Source organism: Pseudorhodoplanes sp. (assembly GCF_046289595.1).
Lineage (GTDB): Bacteria > Pseudomonadota > Alphaproteobacteria > Rhizobiales > Xanthobacteraceae > Pseudorhodoplanes.
Map to the genome: position 1 here is coordinate 19,817 of NZ_JBKBVB010000035.1, position 17,995 is coordinate 37,811.

Annotated in this window: 19 protein-coding genes; 15 read left to right on the forward strand and 4 right to left on the reverse strand. The window is 64.0% G+C overall.

Features of this window, described 5'->3' with window-relative positions:
* Positions 1 to 13: 13 nt before the first annotated feature.
* The gene (gene grpE / locus ACK41X_RS09720; protein ID WP_409721969.1) at positions 14 to 643 is read left to right on the forward strand and encodes a nucleotide exchange factor GrpE; all 630 of its coding nucleotides are present in this window, start codon (positions 14 to 16) and stop codon (positions 641 to 643) included.
* Positions 644 to 684: 41 nt separating this feature from the next.
* On the opposite strand, the gene ACK41X_RS09725 is transcribed toward grpE, so the two are convergent.
* A complete protein-coding gene (locus ACK41X_RS09725; protein WP_409721971.1) occupies positions 685 to 1,653 on the reverse strand; it encodes a hypothetical protein in 969 nt (322 codons plus the stop codon).
* A gap of 135 nt (positions 1,654 to 1,788) precedes the next feature.
* On the opposite strand from ACK41X_RS09725, the gene ACK41X_RS09730 reads away from it, so the two are divergent.
* The 10 genes from ACK41X_RS09730 (at position 1,789) to ACK41X_RS09775 (ending at position 11,197) form a co-directional block, all read left to right on the forward strand.
* Positions 1,789 to 2,448, forward strand: coding sequence for a trimeric intracellular cation channel family protein (locus ACK41X_RS09730; RefSeq protein ID WP_409721974.1), 660 nt, complete (start codon positions 1,789 to 1,791; stop codon positions 2,446 to 2,448).
* A gap of 265 nt (positions 2,449 to 2,713) precedes the next feature.
* A complete protein-coding gene (gene dnaK, locus ACK41X_RS09735; protein ID WP_409721976.1) occupies positions 2,714 to 4,633 on the forward strand; it encodes a molecular chaperone DnaK in 1,920 nt (639 codons plus the stop codon).
* Positions 4,634 to 4,794: 161 nt separating this feature from the next.
* Positions 4,795 to 5,931, forward strand: a complete 1,137-nt coding sequence (dnaJ, locus tag ACK41X_RS09740; protein WP_409721979.1) for a molecular chaperone DnaJ — start codon at positions 4,795 to 4,797, stop codon at positions 5,929 to 5,931.
* A gap of 84 nt (positions 5,932 to 6,015) precedes the next feature.
* Positions 6,016 to 6,627, forward strand: a complete 612-nt coding sequence (locus ACK41X_RS09745; RefSeq protein ID WP_409721982.1) for a class I SAM-dependent methyltransferase — start codon at positions 6,016 to 6,018, stop codon at positions 6,625 to 6,627.
* Between the two features lie 140 nt (positions 6,628 to 6,767).
* Positions 6,768 to 7,349 carry an NADPH-dependent FMN reductase gene (locus tag ACK41X_RS09750; RefSeq protein WP_409721985.1) on the forward strand — a complete coding sequence of 194 codons (582 nt, stop codon included), beginning with the start codon at positions 6,768 to 6,770 and terminating at the stop codon, positions 7,347 to 7,349.
* Complete coding sequence (pyrF, locus tag ACK41X_RS09755; RefSeq protein WP_409721988.1) at positions 7,346 to 8,080, forward strand: orotidine-5'-phosphate decarboxylase; 735 nt, start codon at positions 7,346 to 7,348, stop codon at positions 8,078 to 8,080. The genes ACK41X_RS09750 and pyrF overlap by 4 nt, the downstream gene beginning before the upstream one ends.
* Before the next feature lie 10 nt (positions 8,081 to 8,090).
* Positions 8,091 to 8,393 carry a DUF1330 domain-containing protein gene (locus ACK41X_RS09760; RefSeq protein ID WP_409721991.1) on the forward strand — a complete coding sequence of 101 codons (303 nt, stop codon included), beginning with the start codon at positions 8,091 to 8,093 and terminating at the stop codon, positions 8,391 to 8,393.
* 104 nt (positions 8,394 to 8,497) lie between these two features.
* Positions 8,498 to 9,313 (forward strand): 4-hydroxy-tetrahydrodipicolinate reductase, encoded by an 816-nt coding sequence (gene dapB / locus ACK41X_RS09765; protein WP_409721994.1) that lies wholly within the window; start codon positions 8,498 to 8,500, stop codon positions 9,311 to 9,313.
* 98 nt (positions 9,314 to 9,411) lie between these two features.
* Positions 9,412 to 10,035 (forward strand): 2,3-bisphosphoglycerate-dependent phosphoglycerate mutase, encoded by a 624-nt coding sequence (locus ACK41X_RS09770; protein ID WP_409721997.1) that lies wholly within the window; start codon positions 9,412 to 9,414, stop codon positions 10,033 to 10,035.
* A 94-nt stretch (positions 10,036 to 10,129) separates the two neighbouring features.
* Complete coding sequence (locus ACK41X_RS09775; RefSeq protein ID WP_409722000.1) at positions 10,130 to 11,197, forward strand: polysaccharide deacetylase; 1,068 nt, start codon at positions 10,130 to 10,132, stop codon at positions 11,195 to 11,197.
* Positions 11,198 to 11,205: 8 nt separating this feature from the next.
* On the opposite strand, the gene ACK41X_RS09780 is transcribed toward ACK41X_RS09775, so the two are convergent.
* Together ACK41X_RS09780 and ACK41X_RS09785 are read right to left on the reverse strand one after the other, a co-directional pair.
* Positions 11,206 to 12,081, reverse strand: a complete 876-nt coding sequence (locus ACK41X_RS09780; RefSeq protein ID WP_409722003.1) for a methylated-DNA--[protein]-cysteine S-methyltransferase — start codon at positions 12,079 to 12,081, stop codon at positions 11,206 to 11,208.
* Between the two features lie 71 nt (positions 12,082 to 12,152).
* Positions 12,153 to 12,665, reverse strand: a complete 513-nt coding sequence (locus ACK41X_RS09785) for a DUF2244 domain-containing protein (RefSeq protein WP_409722006.1) — start codon at positions 12,663 to 12,665, stop codon at positions 12,153 to 12,155.
* 21 nt (positions 12,666 to 12,686) lie between these two features.
* On the opposite strand from ACK41X_RS09785, the gene nth reads away from it, so the two are divergent.
* Positions 12,687 to 13,538, forward strand: a complete 852-nt coding sequence (gene nth / locus ACK41X_RS09790) for an endonuclease III (RefSeq protein WP_409722009.1) — start codon at positions 12,687 to 12,689, stop codon at positions 13,536 to 13,538.
* 28 nt (positions 13,539 to 13,566) lie between these two features.
* On the opposite strand, the gene ACK41X_RS09795 is transcribed toward nth, so the two are convergent.
* Positions 13,567 to 15,915, reverse strand: coding sequence for a bifunctional salicylyl-CoA 5-hydroxylase/oxidoreductase (locus ACK41X_RS09795; RefSeq protein ID WP_409722012.1), 2,349 nt, complete (start codon positions 15,913 to 15,915; stop codon positions 13,567 to 13,569).
* A gap of 259 nt (positions 15,916 to 16,174) precedes the next feature.
* On the opposite strand from ACK41X_RS09795, the gene ACK41X_RS09800 reads away from it, so the two are divergent.
* From ACK41X_RS09800 to ACK41X_RS09810, 3 genes are all read left to right on the forward strand, one after another.
* Positions 16,175 to 16,936, forward strand: a complete 762-nt coding sequence (locus ACK41X_RS09800) for an SDR family NAD(P)-dependent oxidoreductase (RefSeq protein ID WP_409722014.1) — start codon at positions 16,175 to 16,177, stop codon at positions 16,934 to 16,936.
* Entirely contained in the window at positions 16,936 to 17,451 is a 516-nt protein-coding gene (locus ACK41X_RS09805) for a MarR family winged helix-turn-helix transcriptional regulator (protein WP_409722016.1), read from the forward strand. Before ACK41X_RS09800 ends, ACK41X_RS09805 begins: the two co-directional genes overlap by 1 nt.
* Positions 17,448 to 17,995, forward strand: a 548-nt coding sequence (locus ACK41X_RS09810; RefSeq protein WP_409722019.1) for an enoyl-CoA hydratase-related protein, incomplete at its 3' end; no start/stop codon positions are given. The genes ACK41X_RS09805 and ACK41X_RS09810, both read left to right, overlap by 4 nt.

Here is a 17,995-nt window from a genome sequence, read left to right on the forward strand (position 1 = left end):
CGGACGCACCGCGATGAACGATACGCCACGGCCTGACGCGCCAGATCCCGAAGCCACGGTCGAGAGCGGGGCAAATCCTGCCTCGGCCAAGCCTGCTGCGGCGAACCCTGCTGCGTCGAAGCCCTATGTCGACCCCTCGCTCCTGGTCGACGAAGCGGCCGAGATGAAGGACCGGCTGCTGCGCACGCTGGCGGAGATGGAAAACCTGCGCAAGCGCACCGAGCGTGAGGTTGCCGACGCGCGCCAATATGGCATCGCGTCTTTCGCGCGCGATATCCTGGGCGTCGCCGATAATTTCCGCCGCGCGCTCGATACCGTGGGCCCCGACGTGCGGGCTGGGGCGGATGCCGCCGTCGCGTCCTTCATCGAGGGTGTCGAACTGACCGAGAAGGAATTGCTGAAGACGCTGGAGAAGCACGGCATCCGCAAGATCGAGCCGCTGAACGAGAAGTTCGACCCGAACCTGCATCAGGCGATGTACGAGGTGCCGGACCCCTCGGTGCCGTCGGGCAGCGTCGTGCAGGTGATCCAGCCGGGCTATGTCATCGGCGAGCGCATCCTGCGGCCTGCGATGGTCGCGGTGGCGAAGGGCGGCCCGAAAATGGCCGCGCCGGTCGCGAACGATAACGCGGGCGGGAAGTAGGGCGGGCGGCGCGTCGCTACACTGCGAAAACCGCGGGTTCCTCACTCCCGCGCGTTGATGCCGTCGCGGACCTGACGGAAGCGCGGGAAATTCTCCGGCCAGCTTGCCTTCGGCGAGATGCCGACCATGCGCACGAAGCCGCCGCCGGGGCTGAACCGCATCCATTGCACGATCACCACATCTGAATTGTCGGCTGCCGCTTGCCCTTCCAGCCGGATCTCATGCGCGGGCTGGCCGCCGATGCGGATCGGCTCCTGGGACAGCAGGCGCACATTGTTGAACCCCTGAATGGTGCGCAGCACGTTCTGCGCGAAGGTCGCGCGCTCGCCGGCCTGATTGGGTGCGCCGCCGCCGATGGAAATCATCAGGATCGGTTCGTCGTTGCCGATGTCGCCGGGGCCGGCACGCTCGGTCAGCATCACCGCGCGTCCGGGCACAAGCAAGCGGACACCCTCGAAAGTCGCCCGCTCCGTGATCCGGAACGGCATCTGGTCGAGAATTTCCTCGGGTGGGATGGCGGCTCGCAACGCCACCGTCGACAGCGACGTGCGGATCACGTCATCCGGATAGACTGCGCTTGCGTCCTCCGGAACCTGTGCGGTGACCACGAATGAGAATGCAGTATTGGTGTCATGGCTGGTGATGGTGTTTCGGGTGATCATCAGCCATTTGCGGAACTTGACGCCTTCGGCTTCCTGGTCGCCGACCACCAGATGCGCCGCGCCGCTGCTGGTGAGCATCAGCTCGCGCCTGGCGTTGCTGACACCGGGCAGGTTGACTGCGCCCGCGCTCATCGCCTTCAGAAACTGCTCATAAGCCTCTCCCGGAACCTGGCTCAGCAGGATGGCCGCCTTGCGGTCACGATCCTCGAAGCCGGGAAACGCGGTGCTGGGCGTCATGCCGGTCGGCGGGACCAGACCGATATGAGAGCCCGACGGGAAAACCGGATCGGCGGCCAAGGCCGGGACAGACAGGACAACAGCAAAAAACAACAGGGCCGTTCGCAACATGATCGGTCTTCAAGCTTGATGGATTTTCGGTTTTACGGTTCGTTTGGGCGCCGGCGCCGCGGGCCGAACGCAGTCCGCAATGGCGTTCAGCTACACTTTACCGTCAAATCGGGTCATTGAAAGGCAGGGCCGGCAATGGATTCCTCGACGCTCGCGACCCTGATCACGATCCTCGACCTCGCGGGCGTCGCGGTGTTTGCCGTGACCGGAGCGCTGGTGGCCTCGCGCAAGCAGATGGACATCGTCGGCTTCGCGCTTCTCGCCACCGTCACCGGGATTGGCGGCGGCACCTTCCGCGACCTCGTGCTCGGCGTGGCGCCGGTTTTCTGGGTCCAGCAGCCAGTCTATGTCGGCCTGTGCATCGGGGTCGCGGCGGTCGTGTTTTTCACCGCCCATATCCCGGAATCGCGCTATCGCCTGCTGCTCTGGCTCGATGCCATCGGGCTTTCGGTGTTCTGCGTGGTGGGTGCCGACAAGGCGCTGGAGGCGGGGGCGAGCCCCTTCATCGCCGTGGTCATGGGGGTCATCACCGCGACCTTTGGCGGGGTGGTCCGCGATGTCCTCGGCGGCGAAATCCCGGTGATCCTGCGCAGGGAAATCTATGCCACGGCGGCGCTGGCGGGGGCGGCGACCTTCGTCGTCACGCTCCGGCTCGATCTTCCGGGAGCCTCCGAGGCCCTGATCGGCTTTGCGGTCTGCCTCGCGATCCGCAGCCTCGCGCTGTGGCGGGGCTGGTCGCTGCCGGTCTATCTCGCCCGGCCGGGGCGCAGTCCGGACGAAATCGGCCGCCGTTAGGGAAACCGAAACCGGAACAGCGCAGCTTTCGCCGGCCGCAAACCCCTGCGGCCAAGGCACTTTCACCCCGGTCCCAGACGTCCAAGTCCTTGCGGCCCAATGGGCCCCTCCTATATGAGCCAAGACGCCGCAGGGCTGCGGCGCCGATCATTGAGAGGGGGTCGGATCAAGGACGCAGCGGCAGGGCTCGCCTGCCGAATTCCAAGGTCCGTCCGGGTGCCGTGTCAGGGCCCGGCCGATCTGCCTGAAAGAGAGGAATAGAAAAATGTCAAAGGTCATCGGTATCGACCTCGGCACCACCAATTCGTGCGTCGCCGTGATGGAAGGCAAAACGCCGCGCGTGATCGAGAATGCCGAGGGCATGCGCACCACGCCCTCGATCGTCGCATTCACCGACGACGGCGAGCGGCTGGTCGGCCAGCCCGCCAAGCGCCAGGCGGTGACCAATCCGGAAAAGACCATCTTCGCGGTCAAGCGCCTGATCGGACGGCGCTACGACGATCCGACGGTGGAAAAGGACAAGAAGCTTGTCCCCTACAAGATCACCAAGGCCTCGAACGGCGATGCCTGGGTCGAGGTCGACGGCAAGAGCTATTCGCCGTCGCAGATTTCCGCCTTCATCCTCCAGAAGATGAAGGAGACCGCCGAGGCCCATCTCGGCCAGAAGGTCGACAAGGCCGTCATCACCGTTCCCGCCTATTTCAACGACGCCCAGCGTCAGGCCACCAAAGATGCCGGCAAGATCGCGGGCCTTGAAGTTCTCCGCATCATCAACGAGCCGACCGCGGCCGCGCTCGCCTACGGTCTCGACAAGCAGAAGAGCGGCACCATCGCGGTCTACGACCTCGGTGGCGGCACCTTCGACGTGTCGGTGCTCGAGATCGGCGACGGCGTGTTCGAGGTGAAGTCGACCAACGGCGATACCTTCCTCGGCGGCGAAGACTTCGACATGCGCCTCGTCGGCTATCTCGCCGATGAATTCCAGAAAGAGCAGGGCATCGACCTGCGCAAGGACAAGCTGGCTTTGCAGCGGCTGAAGGAAGCGGCCGAGAAAGCGAAGATCGAGCTGTCGTCCACCACGCAGACCGAGATCAATCTGCCCTTCATCACCGCGGACCAGACCGGTCCGAAGCATCTGACCATGAAGCTGACCCGCGCCAAGTTCGAGGCGCTGGTGGACGACCTGATCCAGAAGACGGTGGAGCCGTGCCGCAAGGCGCTGAAGGATGCGGGGCTCTCCGCCTCCGAAGTCAACGAGGTGATCCTGGTCGGCGGCATGACCCGCATGCCGAAGGTGCAGGAAGTCGTGAAGCAGCTGTTCGGCAAGGAGCCGCACAAGGGCGTCAACCCGGACGAAGTCGTCGCGATCGGTGCCGCGATTCAGGCCGGCGTGCTGCAGGGCGACGTCAAGGACGTGCTGCTGCTTGACGTGACCCCGCTGTCGCTCGGCATCGAGACCGAAGGCGGCATCTTCACCCGCTTGATCGACCGCAACACCACGATCCCGACCAAGAAAAGCCAGGTGTTCTCGACCGCTGCCGACAATCAGAACGCGGTCACCATCCGGGTCTTCCAGGGCGAACGCGAGATGGCGGCCGACAACAAGCTGCTCGGTCAGTTCGACCTGATGGGAATCCCGCCGGCGCCGCGCGGCGTGCCGCAGATCGAGGTCACGTTCGACATCGACGCCAACGGCATCGTCAACGTCCAGGCCAAGGACAAGGGCACCGGCAAGGAACAGCAGATCCGCATCCAGGCGTCGGGCGGTTTGTCCGAAGCCGACATCGAGAAGATGATCAAGGATGCGGAAGCTCACGCCGAAGAGGACAAGAAGCGAAAGGCTGCGGTCGAGGCCAAGAACCACGCCGAGGCGCTCGTCCACTCGACCGAGAAGGCGTTGTCCGAGCACGGCTCGAAGGTCGGCGAGGACGATCGCCGCGCCATCGAGAATGCGCTTGCCGATCTGAAGGAAGCGCTGAAGGGCACCGACGGCGATGCGATCGCGGCCAAGACCAACGCGCTGGCGCAGGCTTCGATGAAGCTCGGCGAAGCCATGTACAAGGCGCAGCAGGATGGCGCCTCGGGCGGCCCCGACGTATCGGGCGGTGGCGCCGGTGCCAAGAAGGACGACGTGGTCGACGCCGAATTCACCGAGGTCGACGACGACAAGAAGAAGTCGGCGTAAGCCGCATTAATGGCATGACGTCTCGCGACGCATGCACATTCGTCGCCCCCGGTCTTGAGCCGGGGGTCCATCTTGTAGATATCGATGTAAATATCGATGGAAAGATCGATGGATGGCCGGGTCAAGCCCGGCCATGACCGACTGGACGGATCGCGAAGCCGATGGCCAAGACGTGCTACTACGAAACCCTCAATGTCTCGCGCACGGCGACAGACAACGAGATCAAGTCGTCGTTTCGCAAGCTGGCGATGAAGTGGCACCCGGACCGCAATCCGGGCGACAAGGCGGCCGAGGCCAAGTTCAAGGAAATCAACGAGGCCTATGACGTCCTCAAGGACGGCGACAAGCGCGCCGCCTATGACCGGTTCGGCCATGCCGCATTCGAGCAGGGCAATGGCGCGGCCGCACATGGCTTCGGCGCCGATTTCGGCTCGGCCTTTTCGGATATTTTCGAAGGCATCTTTGGCATGGCTGGCGGCCGTGGCCGCGCTGCCTCAGGCCGCGAGCGCGGCGCCGATCTTCGCTACAATATGGAGATCACGCTGGAAGATGCCTTCTACGGCAAGACCGCGGAAATCCGCATACCGACATCGGTGACCTGCGAGGCGTGCTCCGGTTCGGGGGCCAAGGCAGGGACGCGGCCGAAGGCGTGTTCGACCTGCGGGGGACACGGGCGCGTTCGTCACGCACAGGGGTTCTTCACGCTGGAGCGAACCTGTCCGGCCTGCCAGGGTCGCGGTCAGGTCATCGACGATCCGTGCCCGTCCTGCTCCGGCTCTGGCCGCGTCACGCGCGAGCGCATGCTCTCCGTCAATATTCCGCAAGGGGTAGAAGACGGCACCCGTATCCGGCTGGCGGGCGAAGGCGAGGCCGGATTGCGCGGCGGTCCGGCTGGCGATCTCTATATTTTCCTGTCGCTTGCCTCTCATCCGATCTTCCAGCGCGATGGGGCCGACCTGCATTGCCGGGTTCCGGTGTCGATGGTCACCGCGGCGCTTGGCGGCGAATTCGAAGTCCCCGCGATCGACGGCGCCCGCAGCAAGGTCAAGGTTCCGGCCGGCACCCAGTCCGGACGGCGGTTCCGTTTGCAGGGCAAAGGTATGCCGGTGTTGCGATCGAAGCAGACCGGCGACATGTATGTTCAGGTGGTGGTCGAAACCCCGCAGAATTTGACCAAGCGGCAGCGCGAATTGCTGATGGAATTTCAAAAGCTTTCGTCCATTGAGACGCAGCCGGAAGCCACCGGATTTTTCGCCAGGGTGAAGGAATTGTTCGACCTCGGCACGCGGCCCCAGTGATCCGGGCTGGTGCGCTTTCCCTTGGCGGGCCCGTCCAAAAAGGTTATGCGTTGGGGTCACAATAGTTTCACAAACGTTACGGCCATGCGTCCCCACACCTCCCTCGCCGAGAAAAAGGGCCTGCGTCTCGATGACGAGGTGCGGTTCATCCGCTCCTGGCTCGAGAAGCCCTTGGCCATCGGTGCTGTGACGCCTTCGGGGCGGGTGCTTGCGCGCACGATGGCGCGCTATGTGGACCCGGCAAGCACGGGTCCGGTTGTTGAACTGGGGCCCGGCACCGGGCCGGTGACGGAAGCGCTGATCGCGCACGGCATCGAGCCGAAGCGGCTGATGCTGGTTGAATTCAATCCCGACTTTTGCCGCATCCTGCGCAAGCGCTTCCCGGAGGCGACCGTGGTGCAAGGCGACGCCTACAGCTTGCGGCGCACCTTGGGCGATGTGCTGGAGGAGCCGGCCGCGGCGACGGTTTCGGGACTGCCGCTGCTGAACAAACCGCTGCGCACGCGTATCCGTCTGATCAACGAAGCATTCGGCCTGATGCACGACAAAGCCCCGTTCGTGCAATTCACCTATTCGATGGCTGCGCCGCCGATTCCCAAGGGTCTGTCGCGTATCGCAGCCGAAGCGTCCGAGCGCATCTGGATGAATCTGCCGCCGGCGCGGGTGTGGTGCTATCGCCGCGCGTTGGTGTCCTAACCGCATTGCGCTGGATAATCGCTGTCATGGCCGGGCTTGTCCCGGCCATCCACGTTCTGGAACCAGAGGCGAAGGCATGGCTGCCCATTTTCAAGCGCGGGCATGATAGAGTTGAAACACTCGCGCCACAGGTTCATGGCATGCCCATTTCCAGGATACTGGTCTTTGCCGGCTCAATCCGCACCGGCTCAATGAATGCGCAGCTTGCGGCTTTGGCCGCGAAGGAATTTGCCCTCGCGGGCGCCGACACAACCCGCATTTCGCTGCTCGATTACCCGATGCCGCTTTATGACGGCGATCTCGAAGCGCGGTCCGGTCCACCGGAAGCGGCGGTCAGCCTCAAGCGGATGATGCAGCAGCACCAGGGCATCTTCATCGCCAGTCCCGAATACAACGCTTCGATCACGCCGTTGCTGAAAAATTCGCTCGACTGGGTGTCGCGGGTGCGCGAGGGCAAGGAAGCGCCGCTGGCGGTCTACAAGGATCGCGCCTTTGCGCTGGGCGGGGCATCGAACGGCGGCTACGGCGCGATGCGTTCGCTCATGGCGCTGCGGCAGGTGCTGGAACTCGGATGCGGCGCGCTGGTCATTCCGGAGCAGATCGCGGTGGCGCATGCGTCCGAGGCCTTTGACGAGACGGACAATTTCAAGGATGAGGCCAATGCCAGGCGGCTCAAGGCCGTGGTGCAGAGCCTGATCTCATTCGCGAGACAGTATGCATGACCCTTGCCAGCCCCGATGTCCCGCCGCGTGAGCGCGTGATCGTGGCGCTCGATCTGCCGTCGGTTGCCGTGGCCGAAAAGCTTGTCTGGCAGCTCGGCGACGCGATCGATTTCTACAAGATCGGTTATCAGCTCGGCTATGCGGGCGGGCTTTCCTTCGCGCGCGATCTGATCAAATCCGGCAAGCAGGTCTTTCTCGATCTGAAGCTGCACGACATCGGCAATACAGTAAACAAAGGCGTCGAAAGCGTCGTCAAGACCGGCGCGACCTTCCTGACCGTGCACGCCTATCCGCAAACCATGAAAGCCGCGCTCGACGCGAGCCGCGGCTCTCAGCTGAAGGTGCTCGCGGTAACGATCCTGACCTCCTACAACGATGCGGATGTCCGTGAGGCGGGCTATATCGGAACCGCACGCGACCAGGTCCGGCGCAAGAGCGAACAGGCCTGCGCGCTCGGCATCGACGGCATCGTCTGCTCGGCGGAGGAGTCCGAGATGCTGCGGCCGGTCGTCGGGCCGACGCGTCTCCTGGTAACGCCGGGTATCCGGCCGGCGGGCGCCGACAGCGGCGACCAGAAGCGGATCATGACGCCGGCGGCTGCGATCAGGGCCGGTTCGGACTATCTCGTGGTCGGCCGGCCGATTACCGGCGCCGCCGATCCGAAGGCGGCCGCGGCTGCGATCGTGCGGGAAGTGGCTGAGGCAACGAAGGGTGAAGCCACGAAGGGTTAAGGGAGGCGTTATGGCGAAGGGCTATTGGATCGGACGGGTCGATGTGCATGACGATGAGGGCTACAAGCCCTATGCTGCGGCCAATCCGGCGATCTTCAGGAAATATGGCGGACGATTTCTGGTGCGCGGCGGCACGTTCGAATGCCCGGAGGGGCAGGCCCGCAGCCGCAATGTCGTGATCGAGTTTCCCGATTATGCCTCGGCACTCGCCTGCTACAACTCCCCGGAATACCAGGCCAATATCAAGGTGCGGCAGCCGCATGCGACCGGCGACATCGTGGTCATCGAGGGCTATGACGGCCCGCAGCCGTAAGGCACCACAGCGTCATGGCCGGGCTTGACCCGGCCATCCATCTTGCGAAGAAGATGGACCCGCGGGTCAAGCCCGCGGGTGACTGAAAGTCCGGAGCGTAATCCATGTCCGACATGCGGCTGATCGTGGCGGGGGCGGGCGGGCGCATGGGCCGCACGCTGATCCGCGCCATTGCCGACGCCAGGGGGGTTACGCTGTCCGGCGCGCTGGAAGAAGCGGGTTCGCCGCTGATCGGCCGCAATGCCTCGGACCTTGCCGGTGTCGGCGGGCAGGACATTCTGATCACCGACGATGCCGAGACGCTGCTGCGCGATGCCGACGGCATTATCGACTTCACCATCCCCAAGGCGACCGTGACGCTGGCAAAGCTCGCGGCCAAGGCCGGCATCGTCCATGTCATCGGCACCACCGGCTTTTCCGCCGAGGACGAAGCCGCGATTGCGGATGCCGCGAACAAGGCGGTGATCGTGAAGTCCGGCAACATGAGCCTTGGCGTCAATCTTTTGGCGGCCCTGGTGAAGCGGGTTGCACGGACCCTCGACGAGGAATTCGACATCGAGATCGTCGAGATGCACCACAACAAGAAGATCGACGCCCCGTCCGGCACCGCGCTCCTGCTTGGACGCGCGGCTGCGGAGGGCCGCAAGGTCAGTCTCGACCAGCGGGCGGTACGTTCGCGCGACGGCCATACCGGTGCGCGCAATGCGGGCGACATCGGCTTTGCCACGCTGCGCGGCGGCACCGTGGTCGGCGAGCATAATGTGATCTTCGCCGGTCCCGCCGAGCGCATCGAGCTTGGCCATCGAGCGGAGGATCGCATGATTTTCGCCCGCGGCGCGGTCAAGGCTGCGATGTGGGCGCAAGGCAAAAAGCCCGGCCTCTATTCCATGATGGATGTGCTTGGTTTGAAGGATTTTTAGGACTCGTCGCCCGCGGGCTTGACCCGCGAGCCTATCTTTTTCGAAAGATGGATTGCCGGGTCAAGCCCGGCAATGACGACCGAAACAAAGGAAGCTCAATGTCCGACCGTCTTCTTGTGCTGGTGCGACACGGCCAGAGCGAATGGAACCTCAAGAACCTGTTTACCGGCTGGCGCGACGTCGACCTGACCGAGCAGGGGATTGCCGAGGCAAAGGAGGCCGGCCGCAAGCTGAAGGCGCAGGGTATCGTTTTCGACATCGCCTTCACCTCGGCGCTGAAGCGCGCGCAGCGGACGCTCGACCTGTTGCTGACCGAGATGGGACAGACCGGCATCCCGATCGTGCGCGACCAGGCATTGAACGAGCGCGACTATGGCGACCTGTCCGGACTCAACAAGGACGATGCCCGCAAGAAATGGGGCGAGGAGCAGGTGCATATCTGGCGCCGCTCCTACGACATCGCGCCGCCGGGCGGTGAATCGCTGCGCGATACGCTTGCCCGCACGCTGCCGTATTATGTGCAGGAGATCCTGCCGGCCGTGCTGCAGGGCAAGCGCACGGTGATCGCAGCGCACGGCAATTCGCTGCGCGCGCTGGTGATGGTTCTGGAGAAGCTGTCGCCCGAAGGTATCCTGAAGCGCGAGATCGCGACCGGCGTACCGATCATTTACCATCTCAATGCCGACGCCACCGTGGCGTCAAAGGTCGATCTCGCTGCGTAGCCTTGCCGACACATTGAAGCTTTAACGTTCCGCGCTAACCACAATTCGCGATTGTCGTTGATCGGCGCTCCGGTCATGGTGTTAGCGGATGTGTATGCGTGTGGTGTTGGCGTTTGCAGGCATGGCCTTCGGCGTTGCGGCTGCGCAGGCCGCTCCGGCGGTCGAGCGGCCGCCGCAATTCGTCGCCATCGCCTTCGATAATTGCACCGAGCTCGAACGCTGGCGGGAATGGAGCGATTTCGCAGCCGAGCTGAACCGGGGCGGCGAGCGCATCCGCTTCACCTTTTTCGTCAGCGGCATCAATTTCCTCAGTAACGGCAAGCGGCATCTCTATCAGGGCCCGAACCAGGCCCGCGGCGTCTCACGCATCAATTTCGGCGGCAGTGCCGAGGATGTGCGAAAGCGCGTTGCCTTCATGAATGCGCTTTACCGGGACGGTCACGAAATCGCCTCGCACGCGGTCGGTCATTTCGACGGACGCGGATGGGGCGCTTCGGCCTGGACGTCGGAGTTCAACAGCTTCGACGATCTGATGCGCAATGTCGGGCGCAACAACGACTTCCCGGCGGAGGAGGGCTTTGCGTTCTCGCCGAAGGATGTGGTCGGGTTCCGGGCGCCGTATCTCGCGCATAGCCCGGGACTCTACACGACGCTTGCAGCGCGCGGCTTCCGCTACGACACCAGCGGCACCATGGCCTCCCATGCCTGGCCGGAGAAGCGCGACGGCATCTGGCGATTCAATCTTGCCGGCATCCGGCTCGCGGGCTCGGGCCGCGCCACCTTGTCGATGGACTATAACTTTTTGGTCGCGCAATCGGGTGTAGCCCCGATCGCCAGCCGTCGCGAGGAGTTCCGCCGGCAGATGCTGGCGAGCTACCTGACCTATTTCCGCGGCAATTATGCCGGCAACCGTGCCCCCGTTCATATCGGGCACCATTTCACGGATTACCAGAATGGGGCCTATCGCGAGGCGCTGAAAGAGTTCGCGCGGCGCGTATGCGGCCTGCCGGAGGTGCGCTGCGTGACCTACAGGACGCTCGCCGATTACATGGACCAGCTGAAGCCCGAAATGCTCGCGGCCTATCGCAAGGGCGATTTTCCGCGCGCCAGCGAGCCGGTTTTCGCCGAAGTGTCAACGGAGACCTCGGGCGCAGCGCGGTAACGTATCGCTTACGCCACCTGTCCCGCTTCCCAGCCGAGCATGGCGCGCTTGCGCGTCAGCCCCCAGTGATAGCCGGTCAGTTCCCCGCTCTTGCCGATGACGCGGTGGCACGGCACCACGAAACAGACTGGATTTTTTCCGACCGCGGCACCGACCGCACGCGCGGCCTTGGGCTTGTCGAGATTGCGCGCGATGTCGGAATAGGTCGTGAAGCGGCCCATCGGGATTTTCAGCAGCGTCTCCCACACCCGCACCTCGAAATCGGTGCCGATGAAGACAATGCGCAGCGGCTGGTCCGGCCGCCACAGCTTCGGATCGAAGATGCGCGCCGCGACCGGCGCAGTGGCGTCGCGATCCTCGACATAGGTCGCGTTCGGCCAGCGGCTCGTCATGTCGGCGAGCGCCGCGCGTTCCTTGCCGGCATCGGCAAGCGCGAGGCCCGCGAGACCGCGCGGAGCGATCATGACCAGCGCCGACCCGAACGGCGAGGGGTGAAAGCCGTAGCGCAGCGTCAGCCCTTCGCCGCCAGCCTTCCATTCGCCGGGCGACATCGCCTCGTGCGTGACGAACAGATCGTGCAAGCGGCCGGGGCCGGACAGTCCGACCTCGTAGGCCGCATCCAGCACGCTCGCGGAATCGCGCAGCAATTTGCGGGCATGGTCGAGCGTCAGCGCCTGCAGGAAGGCTTTGGGCGTCAGCCCGGCCCAGCGCCGGAACAGATGATGCAACTCGGTCGGCGTGACCTTGGCGGCTTCGGCGATGGTGTCGATATCGGGCTGAAGACGCCAGTTGCCGCGGATATGGGCGATGGCGCGCCGCACCACGTCATAGTCGGCTGCCGCGGCGGCAAGCTTTGCGTCGGGCATCAGATCGGGGGACAGCATGGCGGCTCTCGTCATGGATATGGCCCGCTAAGGTAGGCCCGCCGCTCCGATCTGGCCCACCCGATTTCTGGTCAGGCCAATACTGTGCGGTCGGGGCCGCGTTTTGCGGCAGCGATGGCCGCCTGCAACGCCTTGCCGAAGCTTTCCTTTTCCTGCGGCGACAGGAAGCCGGCAATCGCGCGACGCTCCCCGCGCGAGACCAGATGCAGGCTTTGCACCCCGAATTCCTCATGGACATCGAAATCGAGCCGCACCCAGAGCGGATTGCAGCGCCATTCGATCGCGGCGCCGCGTGGGCTGACCTTGCGGAAGACCAGTTCGGTCGGCGTCACCACGATCTGTTCATAGGCGCGGCCGTCGCGGTAATTGATCCGGAAGGCCCAGTAGATCAGCAGCACATCGAGTCCGAAAAAGCCGGTGACCGGCCAGGCACCTGCCATGGCAAAAACGATGCCGACCACGAAACTCACGCCTGCCACCGCCAGCATCAGGATGCCGAAGCCGCGCTTTCCCAGCGAGCGGTTCGGCGTCATCACCGCGGAAAACAGGGGGGGTTCGGGTTTCGGGTCGTTGTTTGGGGCCATTCCCGACAATATACGGGAGAAATGGCAAAAAAGACGACTCGCCCGGCCGCAAAAGCGAAAAAACGCAAATCCGCCCCCAAGTCCTCTTCCAAGCCCGCTTCAAGGCGGAGGGCGACGGCTGCTGATATAAAGGCGCTGAAAGCGGCCAAAGCTGGCAAGGCGGCCAAGCGGAAATCGGTTACGGCGCAGGCCAAGGCGGATGCCGCGGCCGCCCATGGTGAAATCCGCCCCTGGACGCGGGCCGAGGTGAGCGAGGCCTTCCGCCGCTTCCAGTCGGTCGACCCGGCGCCGAAGGGCGAATTGCAGCACGTCAATCCTTTCACGCTTCTGGTCGCGGTGGTGCTGTCGGCGCAGGCGACCGATGCCGGGGTCAACAAGGCGACGCCCGCCTTGTTCGCAGCGGCCGACACGCCGGAAAAGATGGTGGCGCTCGGCGAAGCGCAGGTGCGCGACTTCATCAAGACCATCGGGCTCTACCGCAACAAGGCGAAGAACGTCATCGCGCTGTCCGAAAGACTGATCGCCGAATATGGCGGCGAGGTTCCGGGCGAGCGCGAAGCGCTGGAAAAGCTGCCCGGGGTCGGCCGCAAGACCGCGAATGTGGTGCTCAACATGGCGTTCGCGCAGCCGACCATGGCGGTCGATACGCATGTGTTCCGGGTGTCGAACCGCACCGGGCTTGCGCCGGGTAAAAACCCGCTGGAGGTCGAACTGAAATTACTTGAGGCGATCCCGGCCGAATTCATGATGCACGCGCATCACTGGCTGATCCTGCACGGACGCTATGTCTGCCTTGCGCGCAAGCCCTTGTGCGAAAAGTGCATCATCGCCGATCTGTGCCGCTGGCCGGGAAAGATGACGCTGGCGGCGTAACCTTTCCCGCAGGCCGGCAAGACGAGCCCTACTCCGCCGCCTGCTTCCAGGTGTCGATTTGCGGCTTTGGCTTGGCCTTGATTTTCAGTTCGGTCATTTCGGCGCGCTCGCGCTCGGCATTGCGCAACAACTGATCGCGTCCCGACAGATATTGCGGCGGGCAGAAAACATTGTCGACGCCGTACCAGCCGGCCGCGCGCATGGTAAAATATGGGTCCATCAGGTGCGGGCGAGCCAGTGCGACGAGGTCTGCGCGCGCCGAGGCAACGATGGTGTTGACCTGATCCGCCGTCGTCACTGCACCGACCGCCATGGTGGCGATGTTGGCCTCGTTGCGAATCTGGTCGGAGAACGGGGTCTGGTACATGCGGCCGTAGACCGGCGCCGATTGCGGATCGGTCTGGCCGGTAGACACATCGATCATATCGCACCCGGCCGCCTTGAACATCTCCGAAATCTTCACTGCATCGTCGCCGGTGACGCCGCCGTCGATCCAGTCGGTTGCGGAGATGCGCACCGACATCGGCTTCTCCTTCGGCCACGCCTTGCGCATGGCGGAAAACACTTCCAGCGGGAAGCGCATGCGGTTTTCCAGCGAGCCGCCATACTCGTCGGTGCGCTTGTTGGTGATCGGCGAAATGAAGCTCGCCAGCAGATAGCCGTGCGCGGCATGCAGCTCGATCATGTCGAAGCCGGCGCGCTGCGCCCGCTCCGTGGCTGCAACAAAGTCCGCAACCGTGCGGTCCATGTCGGCGCGTGTCATCTCGCGCGGCACCTGGCTGTTCGGAAAATACGGAATGGGCGACGCCGAAACGATCGGCCAGGCGCCTTCCGGCAGCGGCTCGCTGTCGCCTTCCCAGGACAGCTTGGTCGCGCCCTTGCGGCCGGCGTGACCAAGTTGCATGCAGATTTTCGCGGCCGAATTGGCGTGGACGAAATCGACGATGCGCTTCCAGGCCGCTTCCTGCTCGTCGTTCCACAGTCCGGTGCACCCCGGAGAGATGCGGGCCTCCGCCGACACGTCAGTCATCTCGGTATAGACGAGGCCGGCGCCGCCGATGGCGCGGCTGCCGAGATGCACGAGATGCCAGTCGTTCGGCAGGCCGTCCTTGGCCGAATACTGGCACATCGGCGACACCACGACGCGGTTCGGCACCACCATATCGCGCAGCCGGAAGGGCTGGAACATCGGCGGCACCGGTGTCTTGGTGTCGACCTTGGGGAAACCTGCGGCCCTGGTCTCCTCGGCCATCATATGGTCGACCTCGTCGACGAATTCCGGCGCGCGCAGCGCCAGATTGTCGTAGGTGATCGCCTTCGACCGGGTCATCAGGCCGAAGATGAAGCGCGTCGGATTCATGTTCCAGAACCGCTTCACGTGCTCGAACCAGACCAGAGACACGTTGGCGGAGTGCTGGGTCTTCTCCACTTCCTCGCGCCGCGTCGTCTCGTAATGCGAAAGCGCGGCCTTGACATTCTGGCCGCCGGTGGCCTTGAACGACTCGTACAGTCCGATGGCGTCTTCCATCGCGAGCTTGGTGCCCGAACCGATGGAGAAATGCGCGGTTGCCTTGGCGTCGCCGAGAATGACGCAATTCTCATAGACCCAGCGCTCGCAGCGGATGGCGGGGAAGTTGCGCCACATCGACCGGTTGATGATGAGCTTGTGGCCCTGCAATTCCTCCGCGAACAGCTCTTCCATCAGCTTTGCGCTGCCGGCTTCGTCCAGCGGATCGAGGCCGAATTTCGCGAAGGTCTCGGGATCGGTTTCGAAAATCCAGGTCGAGCGGCCGGGCTCGTATTGATAGCAATGCACGATGACGATGCCGTATTTCGTCTCGCGGAAGAAGAAGGTGAAGGCGTCGAACGGACGGGTCGATCCCATCCAGCTGAACTTGTTGGGACGCAGATCGACGCTCGGCTTGAAGTGATCCTTGAAGGTCTCACGGATGCGCGAATTGATGCCGTCCGATCCGATGACGAGGTCTGAATCGCGCAGGGCGCCCTCAATATCGGTAATCTCGGTCTGGAACTTCAGCTCGACGCCGAGTTGCTGTGCGCGCTGATGCAGAAGCTTCAGCAGAGTCGCGCGCGAGCAGCCGCAAAACCCGTTGCCGCCGATGCGCTGGACATGGCCTTTGAAATGAATCTCGATGTCGTCCCAATAGGCGAAATTCTCGGTGATCGAGCGGTAGCTTTCGAGGTCGTATTTCTGGAATGTCTCGAGCGTCTGGTCGGAGAACACCACGCCGAAGCCGAAGGTGTCGTCGGGGCGGTTGCGCTCGTAGACCGTGATCTGCGCCTTCGGCCACGCCTTTTTGTAGAGGATGGCGAAATAGAGCCCGGCGGGGCCGCCGCCGATCACACTGACCTTCATGGGAGCCTCCGCGCCGTCGTTTCTGGCAAATCCTGCGATTATTTTAAGCTTAAAACAAATCCGCGCAAGCGCGATTTGATCTGCGTCAAGCGCCGTCGAAATCGTAGCGCCCGAGACCCGGTCTGTCGCGATCCGGTGTGCGGGCGCGGAAGCGGAAGCAACCTCAGGGCTGGACGGGTCGGTTGGGTGCTTGAGCCCTAGAAATTTTAAGCTTAAAGTATCCGCATTGCCCGTGTAGATCGGACCCTTCGGACCCTTTATGGCGCAGCTTTCGGGACGGCATGCTCTCGTCACCGGCGGCGGCCGCGGCATCGGCCGCGCCGTTGCGGCCGCGCTGTCGGCGGCCGGCGCGGCCGTCACGGTGCTGGGCCGGCAGCAGGCCGCGCTCGACGATGCGGTAGCCAAGGGCCATGCCAGAGATCTGATCGTTGCCGACGTCACCGATCCAGCCGCGGTTTCAGCCGGCATCGAGCGCGCGGAGGCCGATAACGGCCCCTTCGACATCCTGGTGGCGAATGCCGGCGCGGCCGAGACTGCGCCGTTCGGCAAGACCGCGCCAGAGCAATTCCGGCGGCTGTTCGAGCTGAACGTGCTCGGTATCGTCAATTGCGCGCAAATCCTGCTGCCCGGGATGGTGGCGCGCAAATCCGGCCGCATCGTCGCGGTGGCCTCGACCGCGGGACTGAAGGGCTACGGCTATGTCAGTGCCTATGTGACGTCGAAGCATGCGGTGGTCGGGCTGGTACGATCGCTGGCGATCGAAACCGCCAAAACCGGCGTGACCGTCAACGCGGTCTGCCCGAGCTTCACCGACACCGACCTTGTACGCGAAAGCGTCGCCGCAATCAGCAAGAAAACCGGCCGGTCCGAGCAGGACGTGATCGCGCAGTATGTGAAGGACGTACCGATGGCGCGCCTGATTAAGCCGGAGGAGGTCGCCGCCGCCGTGCTCTATCTGAGTTCGGATGCGGCCTCCGCAGTGACCGGCACCGCCATGACGGTTGCCGGAGGAGAGATCTGATGAACGAGATCGCGGCATTGCCGCTCGATGCCGAAACCAAGGTCGCCGAAAGCCCCGCCGACCACGAGGCCGAGCTGCGGCTGTGGTTGCGGCTTCTCACCTGCACCACCCTGATCGAGAACGAAATCCGCCAGCGGCTGCGCGCGCAATTCGACGTGACGCTGCCACGCTTCGACCTGATGGCGCAGCTCGACCGCGCGCCGAACGGCATGACCCTCGGCGAACTCTCGCAGCGCATGATGGTGTCGAACGGCAATGTCACCGGGCTCGTGGAGCGGCTGGTCTCGCTCGATCTTGTCGAGCGCAGACCCGCACCGAATGACCGCCGCGCGATGATCGTGACCCTGACGCCGGAAGGCCGCCGTACGTTCCGCTCGCTGGCGCGCATCCATGAGAACTGGATCGCCGACATCTTCGCAGGCCTCGAACCGCAAGAGATCGAAACCCTGATGAAACTTCTGGCCAAGACCAAGACCTCCGCACGCAAGGCGATCGAAGCGGAGGCCGGGCAATGATCCTGAACACCCACCATCCGGTGCCGCTGCCGCTTTCGTCCTACAAGGCGCAGCATGTGAAGTTCACGGTCGAGGGCAAGCTTGCGACCCTGACGCTGAACCGGCCGGAGCGGAAGAATCCGCTGACCTTCGAAAGCTACGCCGAGATTGCCGGGATTTTCCGCGCAGCCGCGGGCGACGATCAGGTGAAAGCCATCGTCATCACCGGCGAGGGCGGCAATTTCTGCTCCGGCGGCGACGTGTTCGAGATCATCGGTCCGCTGATCGAGATGGATACGGTGAATCTGCTCAAGTTCACCCGCATGACCGGCGAGGCGGTGAAGGCGATGCGCGCCTGTCCGCAGACGATCATCGCCGCGGTCGACGGCGTATGCGCGGGCGCCGGCGCGATCCTCGCCATGGCGTCGGACCTGCGCATCGGCACACCGAAGGCGAAGGTCGCGTTCCTGTTCAATCGCGTTGGGCTTGCTGGCTGCGACATGGGCGCCTGTGCGATCCTGCCGCGCATCATCGGGCAGGGCCGCGCCGCCGAGCTGCTCTATAC